The sequence below is a fragment of the Azospirillum argentinense genome (assembly GCF_000632475.1).
GTDB lineage: Bacteria > Pseudomonadota > Alphaproteobacteria > Azospirillales > Azospirillaceae > Azospirillum > Azospirillum baldaniorum.
Genome location: NZ_CP007795.1, coordinates 220,774 through 238,559, shown reverse-complemented (window position 1 = coordinate 238,559; position 17,786 = coordinate 220,774). Strand labels below are relative to the sequence as shown.

Genomic DNA, 17,786 nt, shown 5'->3' with positions numbered 1-17,786 from the left:
GACGGAGACACCGATGACCGAACCGACCGACACGCCCGCGGCCAAGCCCGCGATGGGCATGCTGGAGCGCCGCGGGATCGAGGCGGCGATCCTGAAGCCGGTCTATGAGGAGATGGCCGCCCGGCTGGGCGAGGCGGTGGCGCAGGACATCCTGGGCGCCGCCATCACCCGCGCCGCCGTGGAATCCGCCGCGGCCTTCGCCGCGACCGAGCCGAACGGCACCAGCCTGAAAAGCTTCGCCGACCTGCAGCCGCTGTGGACCAAGGACGACGCGCTGCGGCTGGAGGTGCTGCACCAGGACGAGACGCGGTTCGACTACAACGTCACCCGCTGCCGCTACGCCGAGATGTACCGGGAGATGGGGCTGGGTCACATCGGACACCTGCTGTCCTGCAACCGCGACGCCGCCTTCTGCACGGGCTACGACCCGTCGATCAAGATGGAGCGGACGCAGACCATCATGCAGGGCGCCAGCCATTGCGACTTCCGCTACCGCGTGGACAAGCCACAGGGCTGACGGGGGAAAGCCCGAAACGACGACGGCCCGGCGTTCCGCACGCCGGGCCGTCGCTTTTTCAGGACAGGCTGCAATTCGTCAGGCCGCCACCGGCTGAAGCCCGCGGGTGAGCTGGGTGAAGACGTCACGGAAGCGCGGCTGGGCCACGTCGCTTTCGGCGAAGCGGACATGGACCGCCGCCTTGTCGATGGCCCGCACCTCGAAGGCGACGGTCAGGCCGAAGCGGTCGAGCCGCAGGGTGCCGCGGTCGCCCACACCGAGACCGGCGATCCCGTTCAGCATCGCGCCGCCGTTCGACAGGTCGGTCAGGGTGCCGGGCTGGTCGCGCCCGTGCACCACGGCGATGCACGCCTCGTTGACCCGGTAGCGCGGGCTGCGGCGGCGGTCGGCGTCGGTCGTGGAGGTGCGGACGACGCGCACCAGCACCCGGCGCAACTCGTCGATGCTGGTCGCCACCTCGTCCGAACCGGCCCGCACGCCCGAGGCCTGGGAACCGGTCTGGTCGGCGTCGCTGGAGACGGCGGCGATGCGCACCGACACCTCCTGCGCGGCGTTGGAGGTCTCCACCACGTTGCGGCTGATTTCCTGGGTGGCGGCGGCCTGCTCCTCCATCGCCGCGGCGATGGCGCTGGAGATCTGGTCGATCTCGCCGATGGTGTCGCCAATCTCCGCCACCGCACCCACGGCGGTGCTGGTCACCCCCTGGATTTCCGCGATCAGGCGGGTGATCTCCTCGGTGGAGCGGGCGGTCTGGTTGGCGAGGTTCTTCACCTCCTGCGCCACCACCGCGAAGCCCTTGCCGGCCTCGCCCGCACGCGCCGCCTCGATGGTCGCGTTCAGCGCCAAAAGGTTGGTCTGGCTGGCGATGTCGGTGATCAGCTTGACCACCTCGTCGATGCGGCCGACCGCCTCGGACAGCGACTGGATGGTGCCCTGGGTGCGCTGGCCGTTCTCTACGGCGCGGCGGGTGACCGCGCTGGAATGGGCGATCTGGGCGGAGATTTCGCGGATCGAGGCCGCCAGCTCCTCCGTCGCCGCCGCCACGGTCTGGGCATTGGCCAGCGCCTCCTCCGCCGCCGCGGCGACGTTCTGGGCGTTGATGCTGACCCGCTCGGCGGAGGTCGCCATGGCATCGGCGTCCTGGGCCATGCCGCCGGTGCGCAGGGCGACCTGCTCCACCGCGTGGCTGGCCTCGCGCTCCACCGTCTCGGCCATGGCCTGGAGGGCGGTGATGCGCTCCTCCTCCGCTTGGCGCTGACGTTCCGCGCGCTCCTGGATGGAGTAGCTCAGCTTCGCCTTGACGGCGCGGATCTGCGACCGGATGCGGGCGAACTCCGCCACGCCGGAGCTGGGGACGTTGGTCATCAGGTCGCCGCGGGCGATGGCGTCGAGATGGGTTTCGACCAGCCCGAGCGGGCGCCGGACCGTGCCCAGAACGCTGAGCGTGCCGACGCCGGCCACCAGCAGGCCGAACAGCATCAGCCCGACGAAGACCTCAACGCTGTCGCTGCCGGTCAGGCTCAGCCAGCCGAGGACCATGACGGTCAGCAGCAGCAGGCCGGTGGTCGCCACGATCCGTCCGGCAATGCTGGACGCCAGATTGCCCAGCCAGACCCCGAAGCCGCGGCGGACGATCTGGCCGTCCAGCAACCCGTACTGCTGGCCGCGCCCGGCGCGGATCTCGGCGTAGATGCGCTCGGCCTCCGCCACCGCCTCGCGGGTCGGCTTGGTGCGGATCGAGATGTACTCCGTCACCACGCCCTTCTCGGTGATCGGGGTGACGTTTGCCTTCACCCAGTAATGGTTACCGTTTTTGGAGCGGTTCTTGACCAGACCTTCCCACGGCCGGCCATCCTTGATGGTTTCCCACAGGTTGGCGAAGGCCGCCGGGGGCATGTCCGGATGACGGACAACGTTGTGGGGGGCGCCGATTAATTCCGTTTCTGAGAAACCGCTAATATCAACGAATGCTTTATTGACGAACGTAATTTTGCCGCGGGTGTCGGTTCGCGACACAAGCAGCATATCGTCGGTCATTTCGATTTCGCGGTTCGTAACCGGTCCATTATCGCGCATAAGCCAGCACCCCGTCGCGGAGAACACGCATAAAACACTACTTAAGTTTTATTTCTACTGTATTAAGGCCAGAAAATCACCCCCATATTGTCGCACCCTACCCGACCTAAGTCAGAGGCGTTCAGGGAGCCGTCCATCCGCTAGGTCACTGCTGGCGTTGAGAAAATCGGCGATTTGTCTTGTATTTTAAACGTTTTCGAGGCGCTTCGCCCCTATTGTGGATTCTACGGAGTCCGTCCCGATTCAAGATCGGCGCCGGCCATCGGTTCCTCCGGGTTGCGGAGCGATGGCGGGGGCGGCACCATCCTCCACGCGCACCGTTGGAACGGACATCCCTCTCAAACCGCAACAGGACAGCCACGATGACCGACACCGCCAAGCCCGTCCGCCTTCTCGGTCTTTCCGGCAGCATCCGCCGCCACTCCCACTGCACCGCGGTGCTGAACACGCTCGCCGACTCGCTGGGCAACAAGGCGGGCAACAAGGCGGAGATGACGCTGTTCGCGCTGAACGACATCCCGCCCTACGATCCCGACCTGGACGCGGAGAACACACCCGCCCCGGCCACCGCCCTGCGCGACGCCATCGCCGCGGCCGACGGGTTGGTCATCATCTCTCCGGAATACAATTACGGCATGTCGGGCGTGCTGAAGAACGCGCTGGACTGGGCGTCGCGCCCGGCCATGAAGTCGCCGGTGCGGGGCAAGCCGATCCTCATCATGACCGCCTCCCCCGCCTTCACCGGCGGCGTGCGTGCCCAGCACGAGATGCGCGAGACGCTGTCCGGCATGATGGGCCGGGTCATCGCCCGCCCGCAGGTGGTCATCGGCATGGTGCACGAGAAGATCAAGGACGGTCGCCTGACCGACCAAGCCGCGCTGGACTTCGCGCTGGCCGCCATCGACGACCTTCTGTCGGAAATCGCCCTGCTGCGCGGCGCCGGGGGCGCCTGAACCTTCGGAAGGAGGGGCCGGGCGCGCGGGGCAGCCGCGCAAAGACCGATGGGGCTGGCTGAAACGTACCGATATTAGTATATCAGCACGCTTCAATCACGGTCCCTAGTGTCGATCATGCCCCTGACCCTCCATCTGCTGCCGCTCGCCGCCACCGTCGCCCTTCTGGTGTCCCGGCGCGTCAGCATGCTGACCGCCGGAACCGCGGGCATGGCGCTGGCCGCCGGGGTGCTGATGGCGGCCCTGATGGTGGCGCAGCCGAGCGGCGCCACCGCTCCGGATTGGCTGGCCCGACTGCCCGGCCTGCTTCCCACCGTCGCGCTGAAGGCCGGCGAAGGGGCTTGGCTGGCGTGGCACGCCATGTCGATCATCGCGGCGGGCCTGCTGTTCCACCGCGCTTTCGAGGCCCGCGCCGTCAAGGCCGAGGCGCAGGTCGAGGCGAAGACACCGGCCGAGCGCCGCCGCGCCGTCTTCGTCGCCTGCCTGCTCGCCGGTCCCTTCGCCGAATCGGTGACCGGATTCGGCGTCGGGCTGGTGGTGGCGCTCGCCATGCTGCGCCCGCTGAACCTGCCGCCGGCCCACGCCGCGGCGCTGGGCCTGTTCAGCCAGATGCTCGCCCCCTGGGGGGCGCTGGGCGTCGGCACGCGGGTCGGGGCGGAGCTGATCGGCGTGTCCTTCACCGAGCTTGGGACGGCCAGCGCCGCTCTGATGGTGGTCGTGCTGCCCAGCCTGCTGCTGGTGTTCTGGCGGCTGATCCACGGCGCCGGCCTGACCTCCAGCCTGACCGACCGGGCCAGGGACGTCGCCCTGATGCTGGCGCTGGCCGGGCTGCTCTGGCTGACCAACCGCTACGTGGCGCCAGAGCTGGGCGGCGGGCTGGCGACGGCGGTGCTTCTGCTGGCGGTGGAGGCGCGGCGGTTGCCGCGCGACGCCGCCGGCCTGTCGCGGCTGCTGGCCCTGCTGTGGCCCTACGTGGTTCTGGTCGGCGGGCTGATGGCGACGCGGCTGGTGCCACCGCTGTCGGGCTGGACGGCGGACCGGCTGGTGCTCGACCCATTCGGCGGGCTGGCGCCGATGCCCCTCTTGCGCCACCCCTCGACATGGCTGGTCGCCATCGCCCTGGTCATGCTCGCGAGCCTGCCGCGCGGGCGCGCCCTGGCGGTGGCCGGCCCCGCGCTGCGCGCTGCGCTGGTCCCGATGGCGGCGACCCTGGTCTTCGTGGAGCTGGCCGCCTTCATGGCCGCCTCCGGCGGGGCCACGGCCTTCGGGCAGGCGTGGCAGGCGGTGGCGGGCTCCGCCGCCGTGCTGGCAGTCCCGGTGCTGGGGGCGGCGACGGGGATGCTGACCGGCTCCAACACGGCGTCGAACGCCCTGATGATGCACATCCAGGTCAATCTGGCCTCGGGCAGCGGCCTGCCGCTGATCACCGCCGCCGCCATCCAGGTGGTGGCCGGCAGCGTGTGCACGCTGCTGACTCCGGGCCGGATCGTGCTGGCCTCCAGCCTGCTGGGGCTGACCAAGGCGGAGTCCGCGATCTACCGGCTGGCTCTGCCCATCGGCGTCGCCTCCACGGCGTCGCTGCTCCTCGTCGTCACCGTCTGGGTCTGGCTGGTGTGATCCCCCGCCTCCCCTCAATCAGTCCTGGGGTTCCGGCTCCGTCGCGCGGTCGGGGAACAGCTCCTCCACCCGCACGCCGGATTCCCGGCAGATGCGGGCCAGCCGGTCGGAGGGCAGGACGTCGGTGACGAAAGTGTGGACCTGCGAGATGTGGCCGATGCGCACCGGGGCGGTGCGCTCCAGCTTGCCACGGTCGGCGACCAGGATGACGTGGCGGGCGTTCGCCATGATCGCCTGCGACACCCGCACCTCGCGGTAGTCGAAGTCGAGCAGCGCCCCGCTCTCGTCGATGGCCGAAGCGCCGATCACCGCGAAATCAGCCATGAACTGGTTGAAAAAGTCGATGGCGGCCTCGCCGACGATGCCGCCGTCGGACCGCCGCACCACGCCGCCGGCCACGATCACCTCGATGTGCGGCTCGGGGCGCAGCAGGTTGGCGACGTTGATGTTGTTGGTGATGACCACCAGCCCGCTCCGCCCCTGAAGGGCGCGGGCCACCTCCTCCGTCGTCGTGCCGATGTTGATGAAGAGGGAGGAGCTGTCGGGCACCAGCTCCGCCGCGCGGCGGCCGATGGCGCGCTTCTCGTCCTGGGCGATCAGCCGCCGCGCCTCGTAGCCGAGATTCTCGACCCCCGATCCGGCGACGGCGCCGCCATGGACCCGCTGGAGCAGGCGGCGGTCGCACAGCTCGTTCAAGTCCTTGCGGATGGTCTGCGGCGTGACGTTGAAGCGGGCGGCCAGATCGTCGACCAGCACGCGCCCCTGCGTGCGGGCCAGCGCCAGGATGTCGGTCTGCCGGGGAGTCATGATGTCCATGGCGGCATTCAAGCCGACCGCCGCTTCGCCCGCAAGTTCATTCGAAAGCGGTGCAGCTCACCCCGCCACGGCGCTCAGAGCCTTTGCCCGTCCGGACCGAAGAGATGCGCGGTTTCGCCCCGCAGGTTCAAGCGCAAGCGCTCGCCCGCCGCCACCGGCCGGTCGCCGTCCAGGCGGACCAGGAGCCGCTGCCCATCCTCCAGCGCGGCGTGGCAATGGGTCTCGCCGCCCAGCCGCTCCACCGCCAGGATGGCGGCGAGCAGCCCGGCCCCGCCGTCCGCCAGCCCGACATGCTCCGGCCGCACGCCCAAGGTCAGCGGCGTGCCCGCCGGCGGCGCGGCGCCGTCCACAGCAACGTCCAGCGGCACCCCGCCGGGCAACCACACCCGCACCGACCCGTCCGCCCGCCCCTCCGAGACCACGTCCAGGAAGTTCATGGCCGGCGAGCCGATGAAGCCGGCGACGAAGCGGTTGCGCGGGCGGTGGTACAACTCCAGCGGCGTGCCGGCCTGCTCCACCCGCCCGGCGTTCAGCACGACGATGCGGTCGGCCAGGGTCATCGCCTCCACCTGATCGTGGGTCACGTAGATCATGGTGGCGCGCAGGTCGGCCTTCAGCTTGGCGATCTCCAGACGCATCTGGACGCGCAGGCCGGCGTCGAGGTTGGACAGCGGTTCGTCGAACAGGAAGACCTGCGGCTCGCGCACGATGGCCCGCCCGATGGCGACGCGCTGGCGCTGCCCGCCGGACAGGTCGCGCGGCTTGCGGTCGAGCAGGTCCTCGATCTGCAAGAGCCGCGCGGCGTCGCGCACCCGCTCCGCGATGGTCCCCTTGTCGGTCCGCGCCAGCGTCAGGCCGAAGGCCATGTTCTCGTAGGCCGTCATGTGCGGGTAGAGCGCGTAGGACTGGAAGACCATGGCGATGCCGCGCGCCGCCGGCGGCCGGTCGTTCATCCGCTGCCCGCCGATGAACAGGTCCCCGCCGCTCGGCTCCTCCAGACCGGCGATCAGGCGCAGCAGGGTGGACTTGCCGCAGCCGGACGGCCCGACGAAGGCGACGAACTCGCCGTCCGCGACCTCCAGATCGACGCCGTGGATGACCTCGATCCGCCCGAAGCTCTTGCGCACCCCGCGCAGCGTGACGCCCGCCATCGCCCTACCCCTTCACAGCGCCGGCGGTCAGGCCGGATACGATCCGCCGCTGGAACAGCAGCACCAGCCCGATCAGCGGCACCGTCACCACAACCGACGCCGCCATGATCTGGCCCCAGGGCAGTTCGTACTGGCTGGCCCCCGACATCAGCGCGATCGCCACCGGCACGGTGCGCGCGTCGTCGGTCAGGGTGAAGGTCAGGGCGAACAGGAACTCGTTCCAGGCGGCGATGAAGGCGAGCAGACCGGTCGCCGCCAGCGCCGGCCCCATCAGCGGCAGGAACACCCGCGTCACGATCACGAAGGGGCCGGCGCCGTCCACCATGGCGGCCTCCTCCAGCTCCTTCGGCAGCTCGCGCATGAAGGTGGTCAGCACCCAGACGGTGAAGGGCAGCGTGAAGATCAGGTAGGACAGCACCAGCGAGCCGATCCGGTTGTAGAGGCCGAGCCAGCGCACCAGCTCGAACAGGCCCGACAGCACGGCGACCTGCGGGAACATCGACACGCCCAGCACCACGAACAGCAGCAGCCCCCGCCCGCGGAAGCGCACCCGCCCCAGCGCGTAGGCGGCCAGAACCGCCAGCCCCAGCGACAGCGCCACCACCGCCGAAGCGGCCACCAGCGAATTCAGGATGTTCCGCCCGAAGGGCTGCTCCTTGAAGATCGCCGCGTAATTCGCCAGCGAAGGCTGCGACGGCCATGCCTCCACCGTGAACAGCGCGCTGCCCGCCTTCAGCGAGGTGACGATGGCCCAGGCGAAGGGAAACACCGCCCAGGCGACGATTCCCAGAACCACGAGAGCAAAGGCGATGCGCTTCAGGCCCATTCCCTCACCTCCCCGCATCGACGCGGACGCGGCCGAGCGTCACCGCCAGCACGGTCGCCACCGCCAGCACCAGGACCAGCAGAGTCGCCGCGGCGGAGCCGTAGCCCACGTCTTGGAAGTCGATCAGATATTGCCGGGCGTAGACTGACATCGACATGGTGGACCGGCTGTTGCCGGTCAGCACATACATCAGGTCGAACACGCGCAGCGCGTCCAGCGTGCGGAACAGCACCGCCACCATCAGCGCCGGACGGATCAGCGGCAGGGTGATGCGGAGGAACACTTTCACCGGATGCACCCCGTCCACCCGCGCCGCCTCGTAGAGGTCGCGCGGCAGCATCTGGAGGGCGGCCAGGATCAGCAGCGCCATGAAGGGCGTGGACTTCCAGACATCGACCGCGATCACCACCGGCAGCGCCAGATCGGGATCGGCGGTCCAGGCCCTCGGTTCGGCGATCACCCCCAGCCCCATCAGGGCGGCGTTCACCACGCCATAGAGGTCGTGGAACATCCAGCCCCACATCTGGGCCGATACCACGGTTGGGATCGCCCAGGGGATCAGAACGGCGGCGCGCAGCAGACCGCGTCCCGGCAGATGCGCGTTCAGGATCAGCGCGATTCCCAGCCCCAAGGCCGTCTCGATCCCCACCGACACCACGGTGAAGACCAGCGTGTTCCGTACTGCCCGCCACCAGACGGGATCGCGCAGCAGCCACAGGTAATTGTCCAGCCCCACCCCCTGGAAGCCGTCCAGCGTGGCGAGCGTCGCGTCGGTGAAGGAGAAGAAGACGGTGCGGAACAGCGGCCAGCCGGCCACCCCCGCCAGAACGATCAGCATCGGCAGCAGGAACAGCCACGCCGCCCGGCGCCGCTGCCGCTCCAGACTGGATTGCGGAAGACCGCTCACCAGCGCCCTCCCCGGCTGATGCGGACCAGAGCCTCCTTGAGGTCCGGCAGCATCGCCTTGGCGTCCTGCCGTCCGGTCAGCACCTCGTGGACGTTGGCGTAGAACTCCGCCGACACTTGGTTGTAGCGCATGCCCGTCGCCTGGGCCGGGCGGTTGACCGCGTTGGCGATGGAGTCGGCCAGCGCCGCGAAGAAGGGATTGGCGGCCACCACCTCCGCATCCTCGTAGAGCGCCGGGATGGTCGGGTTGGATGCGCCGTGGATAGCCCGGCGCTTCTGCTCGGCCACCCCGGTCAGGTAAAGCGCCAGATCGGCGGCCTCGTCCGCATGGGCGGAGAATTTGCTGACCGCCAGCAACTGCCCGCCCAGCGTGGACGTGTGGTGCCCGCCCGGCCCGCCCTTGGGCAGCGGCACCACGGCGACCTTGCCGCCGACCGCGCTGTCGGCCGCGTTGACCAGTGTCCAGGCGTAGGGCCAGTTGCGCATGAAGACGGCGTTGCCGGACTGGAAGACGCCGCGCGCCTCCTCCTCCATGTAATTGAGGACTCCGGGCGGGCTGATCGAGCCGACCCAGCCGCGGGCCATGGCCAGCGATTCGGCGGCCTGCGGGTTGTCGATGGTGATGGTGCCGTCGGGGTCGACGATGGTGCCGCCGTTGCGGCTGGCGATCCATTCCAGCGCGTTGACGGTCAGGCCCTCATAGGCGCGGCCCTGCCAGACATAGCCCCACATGCGGTCGCGCCCGGCGGCGCGCTCGGCCCGCTGGATCAGGGCGGCGGTGTCCTGAAGCTCCTCCCAGGTCTGCGGGACGGGGCGCCCGTGGGCCTCCAGCAGATCCTTTCGGGCATAGAGGACCCCGGCGTCGGCGAACCAGGGCATTGCGACCAGCCGGCCCTTGACCGTCGCGGCCTCGATCATCGCTGGAAGATGTTGGCGAACAACATCCGGCCCGGCGCGGTCCTTCAGATCGATGAAGTAGTTGCCGAGGATGCCCGGCCAGACCACATCGATCTGGAACACGTCGATGTCCGCCGATCCGGCGGCAAGGAGTTGCTGGTAGAGCGCCAGCTGCTCGCTCGCCCCCTTGGGCGGGGAGACGAAACGCACCTCGTTCCCGCTGCGCCGCGCCCACTCCTGGGCGCCGTCGCGGCACAGGTCGAAGCTGATGCCGAGCCCGCTGCAGGCGAGCGTCACCGTCGCCCCGGCGGCGGGCAGCGCCGAGACGGCCGTCAGCATCCCCGCCAAGAGCAATGCGCACCGCCGCGCCCATCGCCACGCCATGGAGCCCCTTCCATTCCCGGTCGATCCAGGTCCGGAAGGGAAACTGCAATGGCCGCGGTCGAGTTCCCTGACGCTTATGCCCCGGCCGTCAGGCGGGGGTGGCGGCCTCGCGGCGGCAATGCAGCAGGCTGAACAGGCCGAAGGGCGGGACGGTCTGCAACTCCTCGACCTTCAGGCGGGAACCGGACATCAGAGTGTCCAGCGTGAAGTCGGGCCGCCAGCCCAGCTTCTTGGAAAAGGGCGCCATCCAGTTCTCCACCGAGCGGCGAACGCCCGGCTTGTCGGCGGCGAAATGGTTGACGATCAGGATGTCGCCGCCGGGACGGCAGACGCGCTCCAGCTCGTTCATCGTGCCCTGCGGGTCGGGGACCACCGTCATCACATACATGGCGACCACGAGGTCGAAGCTGCCGTCGGCGAAGGCGAGCGTGCCGGCGTCCATCTCCAGCAGGCCGTCCACATTCTCCAGCCGCTCGCGGTCCACCCGGTCCTGGGCGACGCGCAGCATGTCCGACGACAGGTCGATCCCGACCACGCGGTTGTCCTTGCGGTAGTCGGACAGGGAGATGCCCGTGCCCACGCCCACCTCCAGAACGCGCAGGCCGCCTCGCCGGTTGATCCACTTCACGGCGGCGTGCCGGCCCGACGCCAGCAGGTTCCCGAAGACGGGGTCGTAGAAGCGCGCGTAGCGCCGGTAGGCGGCGCGGATGGAGTCGGCGTCCATTGGGTCTCCCTCACGATTCCTGGCGCAGGTTTTTTCGGCCGCGACCATAGCGGCCTTTCGCACCACTGGAAAGCCGCAGCGCGCCCCCCTTGTTCCACGCCGAGGCTCGCATCCATGTCCGTTTCGAAGCGTCATCACATGTGCTGCACGGCAGTTGACACCACCATCAACATGACTCATGGTGCCCGCGCGATCACCCCAAATAAGGGATGCCCCCGTGGCCCACGAGATGAGCGGCGAGGAGTTGCGCCGCTACCGCGAACAGCGCGGCATGAACCAGCAGGCTCTGGTCGGCTGGCTGAACGAACGGCTGAACCGGCGCTACGACCGCGCCAAGATCTCCCGCTGGGAAACCGGGGCGGAGCGGATTCCGCAGAACGTCGCGGGCGCCCTGAAGACCGCGACGGAGCCGGTGGGCATCCCCGCGGCGGCGGCGGTGCGGGCGGCCCCGGTGGTGTTCTGCGCCGCCAACCAGAAGGGCGGAGTCGCCAAGACGACCACCTGCGTCAACGTCGCGTGGCTGCTCGCCCAATCGGGGCGGCGCGTGCTGCTGATCGACTGCGACCCGCAGGCCAACGCCACCGTGCATCTGGGCGTCGATCCGCACGAGCGGGAACTGGCCAAGGCGACGTTGACCCACGCGCTGAAGGCCAGCCGGCCGATGCGGGAGTTCATGACTCCGGTCTGCGACGGCGCTTTCGATCTGCTGCCCTCCTCCATCTCGCTGGCGGCGACCGACCGCGAGCTGCTGCGCCAGCCCAACGGCACGCTGATCCTGCGCGCCAAGATTGCTCAGCTCGCCGGCCAGTACGACTTCGTGGTGCTGGACTGCCCGCCGCATCTGGGCGAACTGACCGTCTCGGTGCTGAACGCCGCCGACCAGCTGCTGATTCCGACCCAGACGGAGATGCTGTCGATGATGGGCATCCCGCAGCTCTTCGAGACCATCGCCGGCGTGCGCGAGCTGGTGAATCCGCGCCTGCAGATCCTCGGCGTCCTACCGACCATGTACAGCCCGCGCCGCCTTCAGGACGAGACGGTGATGAAGGAGCTGCGCGAGCTTGCCGCAGCGGAGCAACTCCACCTCTTCTCTCCGGTCAAGCGCGCCGCCGACTATTCCAAGAGCGTGATGGCCGGGCGCCCCGGCCTTGCCTACAACCCGAACTCCGCGGGCGCGGAGAGTTACCGCGAGATCGCCGACGCCCTGCTGGCGCTCGCCGGGGAGGAGATGCGCCATGGCGCGTAAGCTCGACACCTCCAACGCCGGCCTGTTCAAGCGGGCGCTCAGCCGCACCGGCAGCGGCGGGGGCAGCAACGCCGCACTGTTCGGCCTGTCCGGCAAGATGCGCCACCGCGAGATCCCGCTGGAGCAGGTGGAGCCCAACCCCGACCAGCCGCGGCGCAACGCCCGCGGGGCCGACATCGCCGCACTGGCCGCCTCGATCGGCGAGCGGGGGCTGCTGCAGCCGATCAACGTGCGGGAGGTCGCCCCCGACCGCTTCCAGATCGTGGCCGGAGAACGGCGCTACTGGGCCTTCCGGACCCTGGAGCGGGAGACCATCCCAGCGCTGGTCATCGACACCGACGACGTGCAGGCGCTGGCCCTGATCGAGAACGCCCAGCGCGTCGACCTGCACCCCATCGACCTCGCTTTGACCCTCGCCCGGCTGATCGGCGACAAGGGGCTGACCCAGGAGCAGGCCGCCGTCCTGATCGGCAAGTCGCAGGAGTATGTGGCCCGCCTGCTGGGCATCCTGCGCCTGCCCGCCCGCATCCTGGAGGAGGCTCCGGACCGGCCCGCCGTCTCCGTGTCCCTTCTCATGGAACTGGCCGAACTGCCTGACGAGGCGATTCAGCTCACGCTCTGGAAACGGGCCGGCGACGGCCTGACCGTGAAGGACGTGCGCAACGCCAAGCAGGAGCGCAAGGCGGCCCTCCCGGCCACTCCGTCCGCGGCACCCGCTTTGCGGGCGTTGCGCAGCAATGTGGACAAAATTCACAGCCTCCGCGCGTCGGGCCATGCGCTGGCCGAGGACCAGCGGCAGGAGTTGCGCGCTCTGCGCGACGCCATCGACGCGCTTTTGCGCGAGTGAGATCCTGGAAAAAAACTACGAGAACTGGAATTTTTTTATCACGCCTCCTCGTCGGTAGCGGTCATTGGACAGAGTTCGACTCTTGCGCGATGCTTGGCGATGTTACGCCATCCGTCCCCAGAAGGGTGCAGCCATGTCCGATACCGCCGTCGCCGACCCGACCGCTTCCACCAGCCAATTGCCGGCCGTTCAGGCGCCCGCAGCGCCGCCGCCGAGCGGCGCCGCCGTCATCCAGAACGAGCAGGGCAAGGCGAACTCCCTGCTGAACACCATCGCGGACAAGCTGGACCGGCTGGTCACGCTGACCGTGGTGACCGCGATCGCCGACATCGACGTGGTCCAGGACGATCCCAATCAGGTCGGCTTCACCTGCCGTCCGAAGTCCGGAACGACCATCGAGGCGTTCCAGACCCAGGTGAATCTGGTCACCGGCGACATCGAGAACCTGATCAGCCGCGATTTCGCGACCAACACCGCCTACCACAGCCTGACCGAGTTCCATCTCGCCCAGGTCACCAAGAGCAGCGACATCGTCAGCACCAACCTGAAGGCGATCCGCGATCTGGCCGTCCAGATCTCCGGCCGCCCGAGCTGACGCGCCTCCGGAACGGCGGGGAGTCTTTCCTCTCCCCGCCGCCTCCCCAACTCAGCGCCCCCACAACTCAGCGCCCCCAACCCAGCAAGGTGGCCGATGTCCCAGTTCGTCGATCTGGCGCGCAACCTTCTCGCGCTCGAAATCAACACCGTGCTGAAAACCGGCATCTCGGCGGAGAAGATGCCGATGGCGGGCGACGCGCTGATCGATCTGGCGCAAGAGTATTATGTCTTCCTGTGCGAGCCGCTGGAGGTCTTCGGCAGCCGCGAGACGGCGATCCTCGCCCCCTGGGCCGGACAGATATCGGAATCCTTCCATTGGGGGCTGGCGCCGTTCGTCCCGCCGTCCGACGCCGCCCGGCCCAACCGCTACGACCCGTTCTTCTTCAGCCGCGACCTGCCCGGCAACGACCCCGCCCGCGGCACCACGCTGAAGGTCTTCGACGACCTGCGCGAGGTGGCGAGCTGGCTGCGCGAGATGACCGACCGCACCCTGGACGCCGCCCGGCAACCCGGCGCCACCGCCGACGTGGTGTCCGCCGCAGCATTGATCGACCGGGACACGTTGCCGATCCTGATGCGCATCCAGCGCAACTCCGACCAGATCAACGACGTGCTGCGGCGGCGCGGGCTGGACACCGTCAGCTATCTGCGCGGTATGGACGAGGAGGTCCGCCGCATGCCGGCGCTGAAGACCGCGGATGTGGTGACCATCCGCAAGGCGTGGGACGTGGGGACCGAGCTGGTGGTCATGCAGTCGACCATCCAGATCGACGGCGACGTGGTCACCCGCCTGCTGAAGGGCAGGGACACCGCCGGCAACAGCGTCATGATCGGCGTCCACAAGGACGCGGTGGACGTCTCCTTCCGCTATTGGAGCTTTCTGATCGACGCGTTGGGGCGGTTTGCCGGAAAAGCCGTGAACACCCTGGTGGGAGACACGGGGTAGCCCGCTGCGCCGGCGCTTCCTCAGCGACCTGCCGCACGGCTTCACCTGGAGGCGCGACGCCCTGGCCGAGATGGTCGGGCGCTTGCGCCGCGGCAAGGCCGGCCTGCTTCCGCGGCGAGGGCACGGCATCGCCCTGGCGCTTCAGTTCTTCGCCCAGGGCGGGCGGACGATCAGCCTGCGCGTGCCGGTGGCCTCGCCGTCACCCGACAATAGCAGCGGCAGCGGCAGCGGCCTGCGCACCGTTCCGGTCCGCGTGTCGATCCAACCCGACGGCGACGTCCTGGTCGCCCTGCCCCGCGCCGCGGTCGAGGACGGCCGGTTCGACGCCGTGTCAGCGGCGCGCCTGACCGCGCGGCTGCGGCGGCTGGTGGCGCGGGTCACCATGGCGAACCCGCTGTGGGGGATCGACGCGGTCCAGGCGCTGGGGGAGGCGGTCACCGCAGTGGCCGGGCTGTGCAGCGGCGTCGTTCTGCTGTGGAACGGGTTCGAGCGGATGAGCGCCGGCCAATGGGCGCACAGCGGCGCGACGCTCGTCCTGCTGGCCGCGCCCGCCGCTCTGGCGAAGCTGCGGCCCTGGCTGCTGGGGGCGGTGGCGCCCAAGCTGTTTCCGCTCGCGCTCAAGGCCGGCGAACGAATCGTACGGATTTGAGCCGAATCCAACCGGTCGCACCACTTGGTGCGGTGCAGTAAGGCTCTGAAAATTCACTTCTTGTTGACATAGCTGTGAAAAATCGCACTCGCATACATCTGCGATGTTGCAGCGCATTGGCCCGGAGCCGGACTTGTTCTATGTTATGCCTGCCGCCGCGGTTGATGGCTCCCCCATAAGGACCATCGGCACGACAGCATCCGTAACAAGAAGCAACCCCTTTGCTTCTGCGGTTCACCAGCGGGCTTGCCTCTCCAGGAGCTGGCCGTTTCTATTACTGGAGCGATTGTAATGTCTCAGAAGATCGCGCTCGTCACCGGTGCCATGGGCGGTCTCGGCACCGCCATCTGCCAGGCCCTGGCCAAGGACGGCTACATCGTGGCGGCGAACTGCCTGCCGAACTTCGAGCCGGCCGCCGCCTGGCTGGGCCAGCAGGAAGCCCTCGGCTTCAAGTTCTACGTGGCGGAAGGCGACGTTTCCGACTTCGAAAGCTGCAAGGCGATGGTCGCCAAGATCGAGGCCGACCTGGGTCCGGTGGACATCCTGGTGAACAACGCCGGCATCACCCGCGACAAGTTCTTCGCGAAGATGGAAAAGGCTCAGTGGGATGCGGTCATCGCCACCAACCTGAGCAGCCTGTTCAACGTCACCCAGCAGGTGTCGGCGAAGATGGCCGAGCGCGGCTGGGGCCGCATCATCAACATCTCCTCGGTGAACGGCGTGAAGGGCCAGGCCGGCCAGACCAACTACTCGGCCGCCAAGGCCGGCGTGATCGGCTTCACCAAGGCGCTGGCCGCCGAGCTGGCGACCAAGGGCGTCACCGTCAACGCCATCGCGCCGGGCTACATCGGCACCGACATGGTCATGGCGATCCGCGAGGACATCCGCCAGGCCATCACCGACAGCGTCCCGATGAAGCGTCTGGGCCGTCCGGACGAGATCGGCGGCGCGGTGTCCTACCTCGCGTCGGAAATCGCCGGCTACATCACCGGCTCGACCCTGAACATCAACGGCGGCCTGAACTACCAGTAAGCCACTGGCAGCAAGGCACCGGCGGCAAACCGGCCAGCCGGCAAGCACACGGCCCGTTCCCGGCCTGACCGGGGGCAGGCCGTGTGCCTTTCGCTCTTCGGAGCATCCCTTCAAAGTAAAACGCCCGGGATCGGGTGGACCGTTCGCGCCGCGCACCTCCCCTTTGTGCCATGGCTTCGGTAACGGCCGATCATCTGAACAGTATACTCCCGCAGATTTCCTGTTGAATCCGTTCGGGCGCCTGTACCCGCGCGTCCCAGCGAGTATGCTCCCCAGCAGCACGCAAGTTGCGTCCTGAGACCGCACCGCGCTCGTCTTCCGGAATCAACAGACGTCGAGAACCTGCACATGGGCACGTCCCATGCAGGAAGGGAGGAATCGTGCCTGAAACGCCGATAAAGCACACTCTGCCGGGGGGCGGGCCTGCCCGCCACAGGTCCGGGGCCGATTACGTCTACGGGATCGACATGGTGCGGTTCGCCGCGGCTTTGCTGGTCACCGGCTTTCACCTGACCTGGCGCGACCCGGCGGTCGCCGACGTCATGTGGTCGGGCTGGGCCGGGGTGCAGGTCTTCTTCGTGGTGTCGGGCTTCGTCATCGCGAATTCGGCCAACAACGCCACCCCGGTCGCCTTCATCCGCTCGCGTCTGCTGCGCCTCTATCCGGCGGCCTGGGTCTGCTCCATCCTGTGCCTCGTCGCCCTGGTGCTGATGCCCGGCCCAGACCCGGATCTGGCGCGGCGCTTCATCGCCTCCTTCACGCTGGCGCCCGCCGGCCCCTACATCGCGTCGGCCTATTGGACGCTGCCGGTCGAGATCGCCTTCTACGGCGCGGTGTTCCTGCTGCTTTTCAGCGGGAATTTCCACCGGCTGCCGCTGTTCGCCCTGGCGCTGACCGCCGCCAGCTCGGCCTATCTCGGCGTCTACAGCCTGCACGTCTTCGGCGTCGTCAACATGCCGTTCCTGGAGTTCGAGTACGGCATGCTGAACATGACGCTGCTGCGCCACGGCGTGTTCTTCGCGCTGGGGATCTTCCTGTGGCTGTGGTCGCGCGGCAAGCTGACCCGGACGGGCATGGCCGCCGCCCTGCTGGCCCTGATCGCCGCGCCGCTGGAGATCACCGCCCGGTCGGTGGAGTTCGTGGAACGCTCGCCGGTTCCGTTGAATCTCGCCGATCTGTGGGTGAACCCGCTGCTGATCTGGGGCGCGTCGCTTCTCGCCATCGTCGCCTCGGCGCGCTGGCGGGCGGAGATCGCCACGCTGCCGCCATCCCTTCTGGCCCTGCTGCGCGTGATCGGGCTCGCCACTTATCCGCTCTACCTGCTGCACGAGGTGATCGGCGGCTCGGCCAAGGCGCTGGCGATGCAGGCCGGGGCCTCCTCGATGGCCGGTGCGGTGACGGGCGGTGCGCTGTCCATTGCCGTGGCCCTGCTGGTCGCCGCGGTCCTGGAACCGGCGGTGCGCGACCGGCTGCGCCGTCTGCTCGACATCCCGCAGGCTGCCTTCTCGGCCCGCCCCGCCTTCAGCACCTTCTACCGCTCCGGCGGAACCGTGTGACCAATCATCTGACCGTTACCAAACGCTTCCACAAAAAACGATCGCC

17 protein-coding genes are annotated in these 17,786 nt (G+C 68.7%); 10 read left to right on the top strand and 7 right to left on the bottom strand.

Annotation, left to right across the window (positions count from 1 at the left end; genetic code table 11):
• The first annotated feature begins 13 nt into the window (after positions 1-13).
• Positions 14-517, top strand: a complete 504-nt coding sequence (locus ABAZ39_RS23625) for an L-2-amino-thiazoline-4-carboxylic acid hydrolase (RefSeq protein WP_014242467.1) — start codon at positions 14-16, stop codon at positions 515-517.
• A 78-nt stretch (positions 518-595) separates the two neighbouring features.
• Here the strand turns inward: ABAZ39_RS23625 and ABAZ39_RS23620 are convergent, their stop codons facing one another.
• The gene (locus tag ABAZ39_RS23620; RefSeq protein ID WP_144243639.1) at positions 596-2,542 is read right to left on the bottom strand and encodes a methyl-accepting chemotaxis protein; all 1,947 of its coding nucleotides are present in this window, start codon (positions 2,540-2,542) and stop codon (positions 596-598) included.
• A gap of 413 nt (positions 2,543-2,955) precedes the next feature.
• Here ABAZ39_RS23620 and ABAZ39_RS23615 point away from each other — a divergent pair, with 413 nt between their 5' ends.
• Positions 2,956-3,546 carry an NADPH-dependent FMN reductase gene (locus tag ABAZ39_RS23615; RefSeq protein WP_040136271.1) on the top strand — a complete coding sequence of 197 codons (591 nt, stop codon included), beginning with the start codon at positions 2,956-2,958 and terminating at the stop codon, positions 3,544-3,546.
• Positions 3,547-3,663: 117 nt separating this feature from the next.
• On the top strand, positions 3,664-5,163 hold the full coding sequence (locus tag ABAZ39_RS23610; protein WP_040137180.1) for an L-lactate permease: 1,500 nt from the start codon (positions 3,664-3,666) through the stop codon (positions 5,161-5,163).
• A gap of 18 nt (positions 5,164-5,181) precedes the next feature.
• On the opposite strand, the gene ABAZ39_RS23605 is transcribed toward ABAZ39_RS23610, so the two are convergent.
• From ABAZ39_RS23605 to ABAZ39_RS23580, 6 genes are all read right to left on the bottom strand, one after another.
• A complete protein-coding gene (locus ABAZ39_RS23605; RefSeq protein WP_014242462.1) occupies positions 5,182-5,979 on the bottom strand; it encodes a DeoR/GlpR family DNA-binding transcription regulator in 798 nt (265 codons plus the stop codon).
• Positions 5,980-6,053: 74 nt separating this feature from the next.
• On the bottom strand, positions 6,054-7,130 hold the full coding sequence (locus ABAZ39_RS23600; protein ID WP_040136268.1) for an ABC transporter ATP-binding protein: 1,077 nt from the start codon (positions 7,128-7,130) through the stop codon (positions 6,054-6,056).
• A 4-nt stretch (positions 7,131-7,134) separates the two neighbouring features.
• Positions 7,135-7,956: a carbohydrate ABC transporter permease gene (locus ABAZ39_RS23595; RefSeq protein WP_040136266.1), complete on the bottom strand. Its 822-nt coding sequence runs from the start codon at positions 7,954-7,956 to the stop codon at positions 7,135-7,137.
• 4 nt (positions 7,957-7,960) lie between these two features.
• Positions 7,961-8,794: a carbohydrate ABC transporter permease gene (locus ABAZ39_RS23590; RefSeq protein WP_200885649.1), complete on the bottom strand. Its 834-nt coding sequence runs from the start codon at positions 8,792-8,794 to the stop codon at positions 7,961-7,963.
• Positions 8,795-8,859: 65 nt separating this feature from the next.
• On the bottom strand, positions 8,860-10,098 hold the full coding sequence (locus ABAZ39_RS23585) for an ABC transporter substrate-binding protein (protein WP_247881758.1): 1,239 nt from the start codon (positions 10,096-10,098) through the stop codon (positions 8,860-8,862).
• A 133-nt stretch (positions 10,099-10,231) separates the two neighbouring features.
• Entirely contained in the window at positions 10,232-10,867 is a 636-nt protein-coding gene (locus ABAZ39_RS23580) for a class I SAM-dependent methyltransferase (protein ID WP_040136261.1), read from the bottom strand.
• Between the two features lie 217 nt (positions 10,868-11,084).
• Between ABAZ39_RS23580 and ABAZ39_RS23575 the strand changes: the two genes are divergently transcribed.
• From ABAZ39_RS23575 to ABAZ39_RS23540, 7 genes are all read left to right on the top strand, one after another.
• Positions 11,085-12,113 (top strand): AAA family ATPase, encoded by a 1,029-nt coding sequence (locus ABAZ39_RS23575; protein WP_051658456.1) that lies wholly within the window; start codon positions 11,085-11,087, stop codon positions 12,111-12,113.
• Positions 12,103-12,960: a ParB/RepB/Spo0J family partition protein gene (locus ABAZ39_RS23570; RefSeq protein ID WP_051658455.1), complete on the top strand. Its 858-nt coding sequence runs from the start codon at positions 12,103-12,105 to the stop codon at positions 12,958-12,960. Before ABAZ39_RS23575 ends, ABAZ39_RS23570 begins: the two co-directional genes overlap by 11 nt.
• A 133-nt stretch (positions 12,961-13,093) precedes the next feature.
• On the top strand, positions 13,094-13,555 hold the full coding sequence (locus tag ABAZ39_RS23565; protein ID WP_040136259.1) for a hypothetical protein: 462 nt from the start codon (positions 13,094-13,096) through the stop codon (positions 13,553-13,555).
• A gap of 96 nt (positions 13,556-13,651) precedes the next feature.
• Positions 13,652-14,503: a DUF8581 family protein gene (locus ABAZ39_RS23560; RefSeq protein ID WP_040136256.1), complete on the top strand. Its 852-nt coding sequence runs from the start codon at positions 13,652-13,654 to the stop codon at positions 14,501-14,503.
• Positions 14,504-14,573: 70 nt separating this feature from the next.
• Positions 14,574-15,152: a hypothetical protein gene (locus tag ABAZ39_RS33360; protein ID WP_051658454.1), complete on the top strand. Its 579-nt coding sequence runs from the start codon at positions 14,574-14,576 to the stop codon at positions 15,150-15,152.
• Positions 15,153-15,443: 291 nt separating this feature from the next.
• Positions 15,444-16,184: a beta-ketoacyl-ACP reductase gene (locus tag ABAZ39_RS23545; RefSeq protein ID WP_040136250.1), complete on the top strand. Its 741-nt coding sequence runs from the start codon at positions 15,444-15,446 to the stop codon at positions 16,182-16,184.
• 380 nt (positions 16,185-16,564) lie between these two features.
• A complete protein-coding gene (locus ABAZ39_RS23540) occupies positions 16,565-17,740 on the top strand; it encodes an acyltransferase family protein (protein WP_040136248.1) in 1,176 nt (391 codons plus the stop codon).
• Positions 17,741-17,786: the final 46 nt, after the last annotated feature.

Bases quoted from the DNA above. Each gene is read 5' to 3' on its own strand.
- ABAZ39_RS23625 (WP_014242467.1), top strand. From the start codon at position 14: ATGACCGAACCGACCGACACGCCCGCGGCCAAGCCCGCGATGGGCATG.
- ABAZ39_RS23620 (WP_144243639.1), bottom strand. From the start codon at position 2,542: ATGCTGCTTGTGTCGCGAACCGACACCCGCGGCAAAATTACGTTCGTC.
- ABAZ39_RS23615 (WP_040136271.1), top strand. From the start codon at position 2,956: ATGACCGACACCGCCAAGCCCGTCCGCCTTCTCGGTCTTTCCGGCAGC.
- ABAZ39_RS23610 (WP_040137180.1), top strand. From the start codon at position 3,664: ATGCCCCTGACCCTCCATCTGCTGCCGCTCGCCGCCACCGTCGCCCTT.
- ABAZ39_RS23605 (WP_014242462.1), bottom strand. From the start codon at position 5,979: ATGGACATCATGACTCCCCGGCAGACCGACATCCTGGCGCTGGCCCGC.
- ABAZ39_RS23600 (WP_040136268.1), bottom strand. From the start codon at position 7,130: ATGGCGGGCGTCACGCTGCGCGGGGTGCGCAAGAGCTTCGGGCGGATC.
- ABAZ39_RS23595 (WP_040136266.1), bottom strand. From the start codon at position 7,956: ATGGGCCTGAAGCGCATCGCCTTTGCTCTCGTGGTTCTGGGAATCGTC.
- ABAZ39_RS23590 (WP_200885649.1), bottom strand. From the start codon at position 8,794: ATGCTGATCGTTCTGGCGGGGGTGGCCGGCTGGCCGCTGTTCCGCACC.
- ABAZ39_RS23585 (WP_247881758.1), bottom strand. From the start codon at position 10,098: ATGCTGACGGCCGTCTCGGCGCTGCCCGCCGCCGGGGCGACGGTGACG.
- ABAZ39_RS23580 (WP_040136261.1), bottom strand. From the start codon at position 10,867: ATGGACGCCGACTCCATCCGCGCCGCCTACCGGCGCTACGCGCGCTTC.
- ABAZ39_RS23570 (WP_051658455.1), top strand. From the start codon at position 12,103: ATGGCGCGTAAGCTCGACACCTCCAACGCCGGCCTGTTCAAGCGGGCG.
- ABAZ39_RS23565 (WP_040136259.1), top strand. From the start codon at position 13,094: ATGTCCGATACCGCCGTCGCCGACCCGACCGCTTCCACCAGCCAATTG.
- ABAZ39_RS23560 (WP_040136256.1), top strand. From the start codon at position 13,652: ATGTCCCAGTTCGTCGATCTGGCGCGCAACCTTCTCGCGCTCGAAATC.
- ABAZ39_RS33360 (WP_051658454.1), top strand. From the start codon at position 14,574: ATGGTCGGGCGCTTGCGCCGCGGCAAGGCCGGCCTGCTTCCGCGGCGA.
- ABAZ39_RS23545 (WP_040136250.1), top strand. From the start codon at position 15,444: ATGTCTCAGAAGATCGCGCTCGTCACCGGTGCCATGGGCGGTCTCGGC.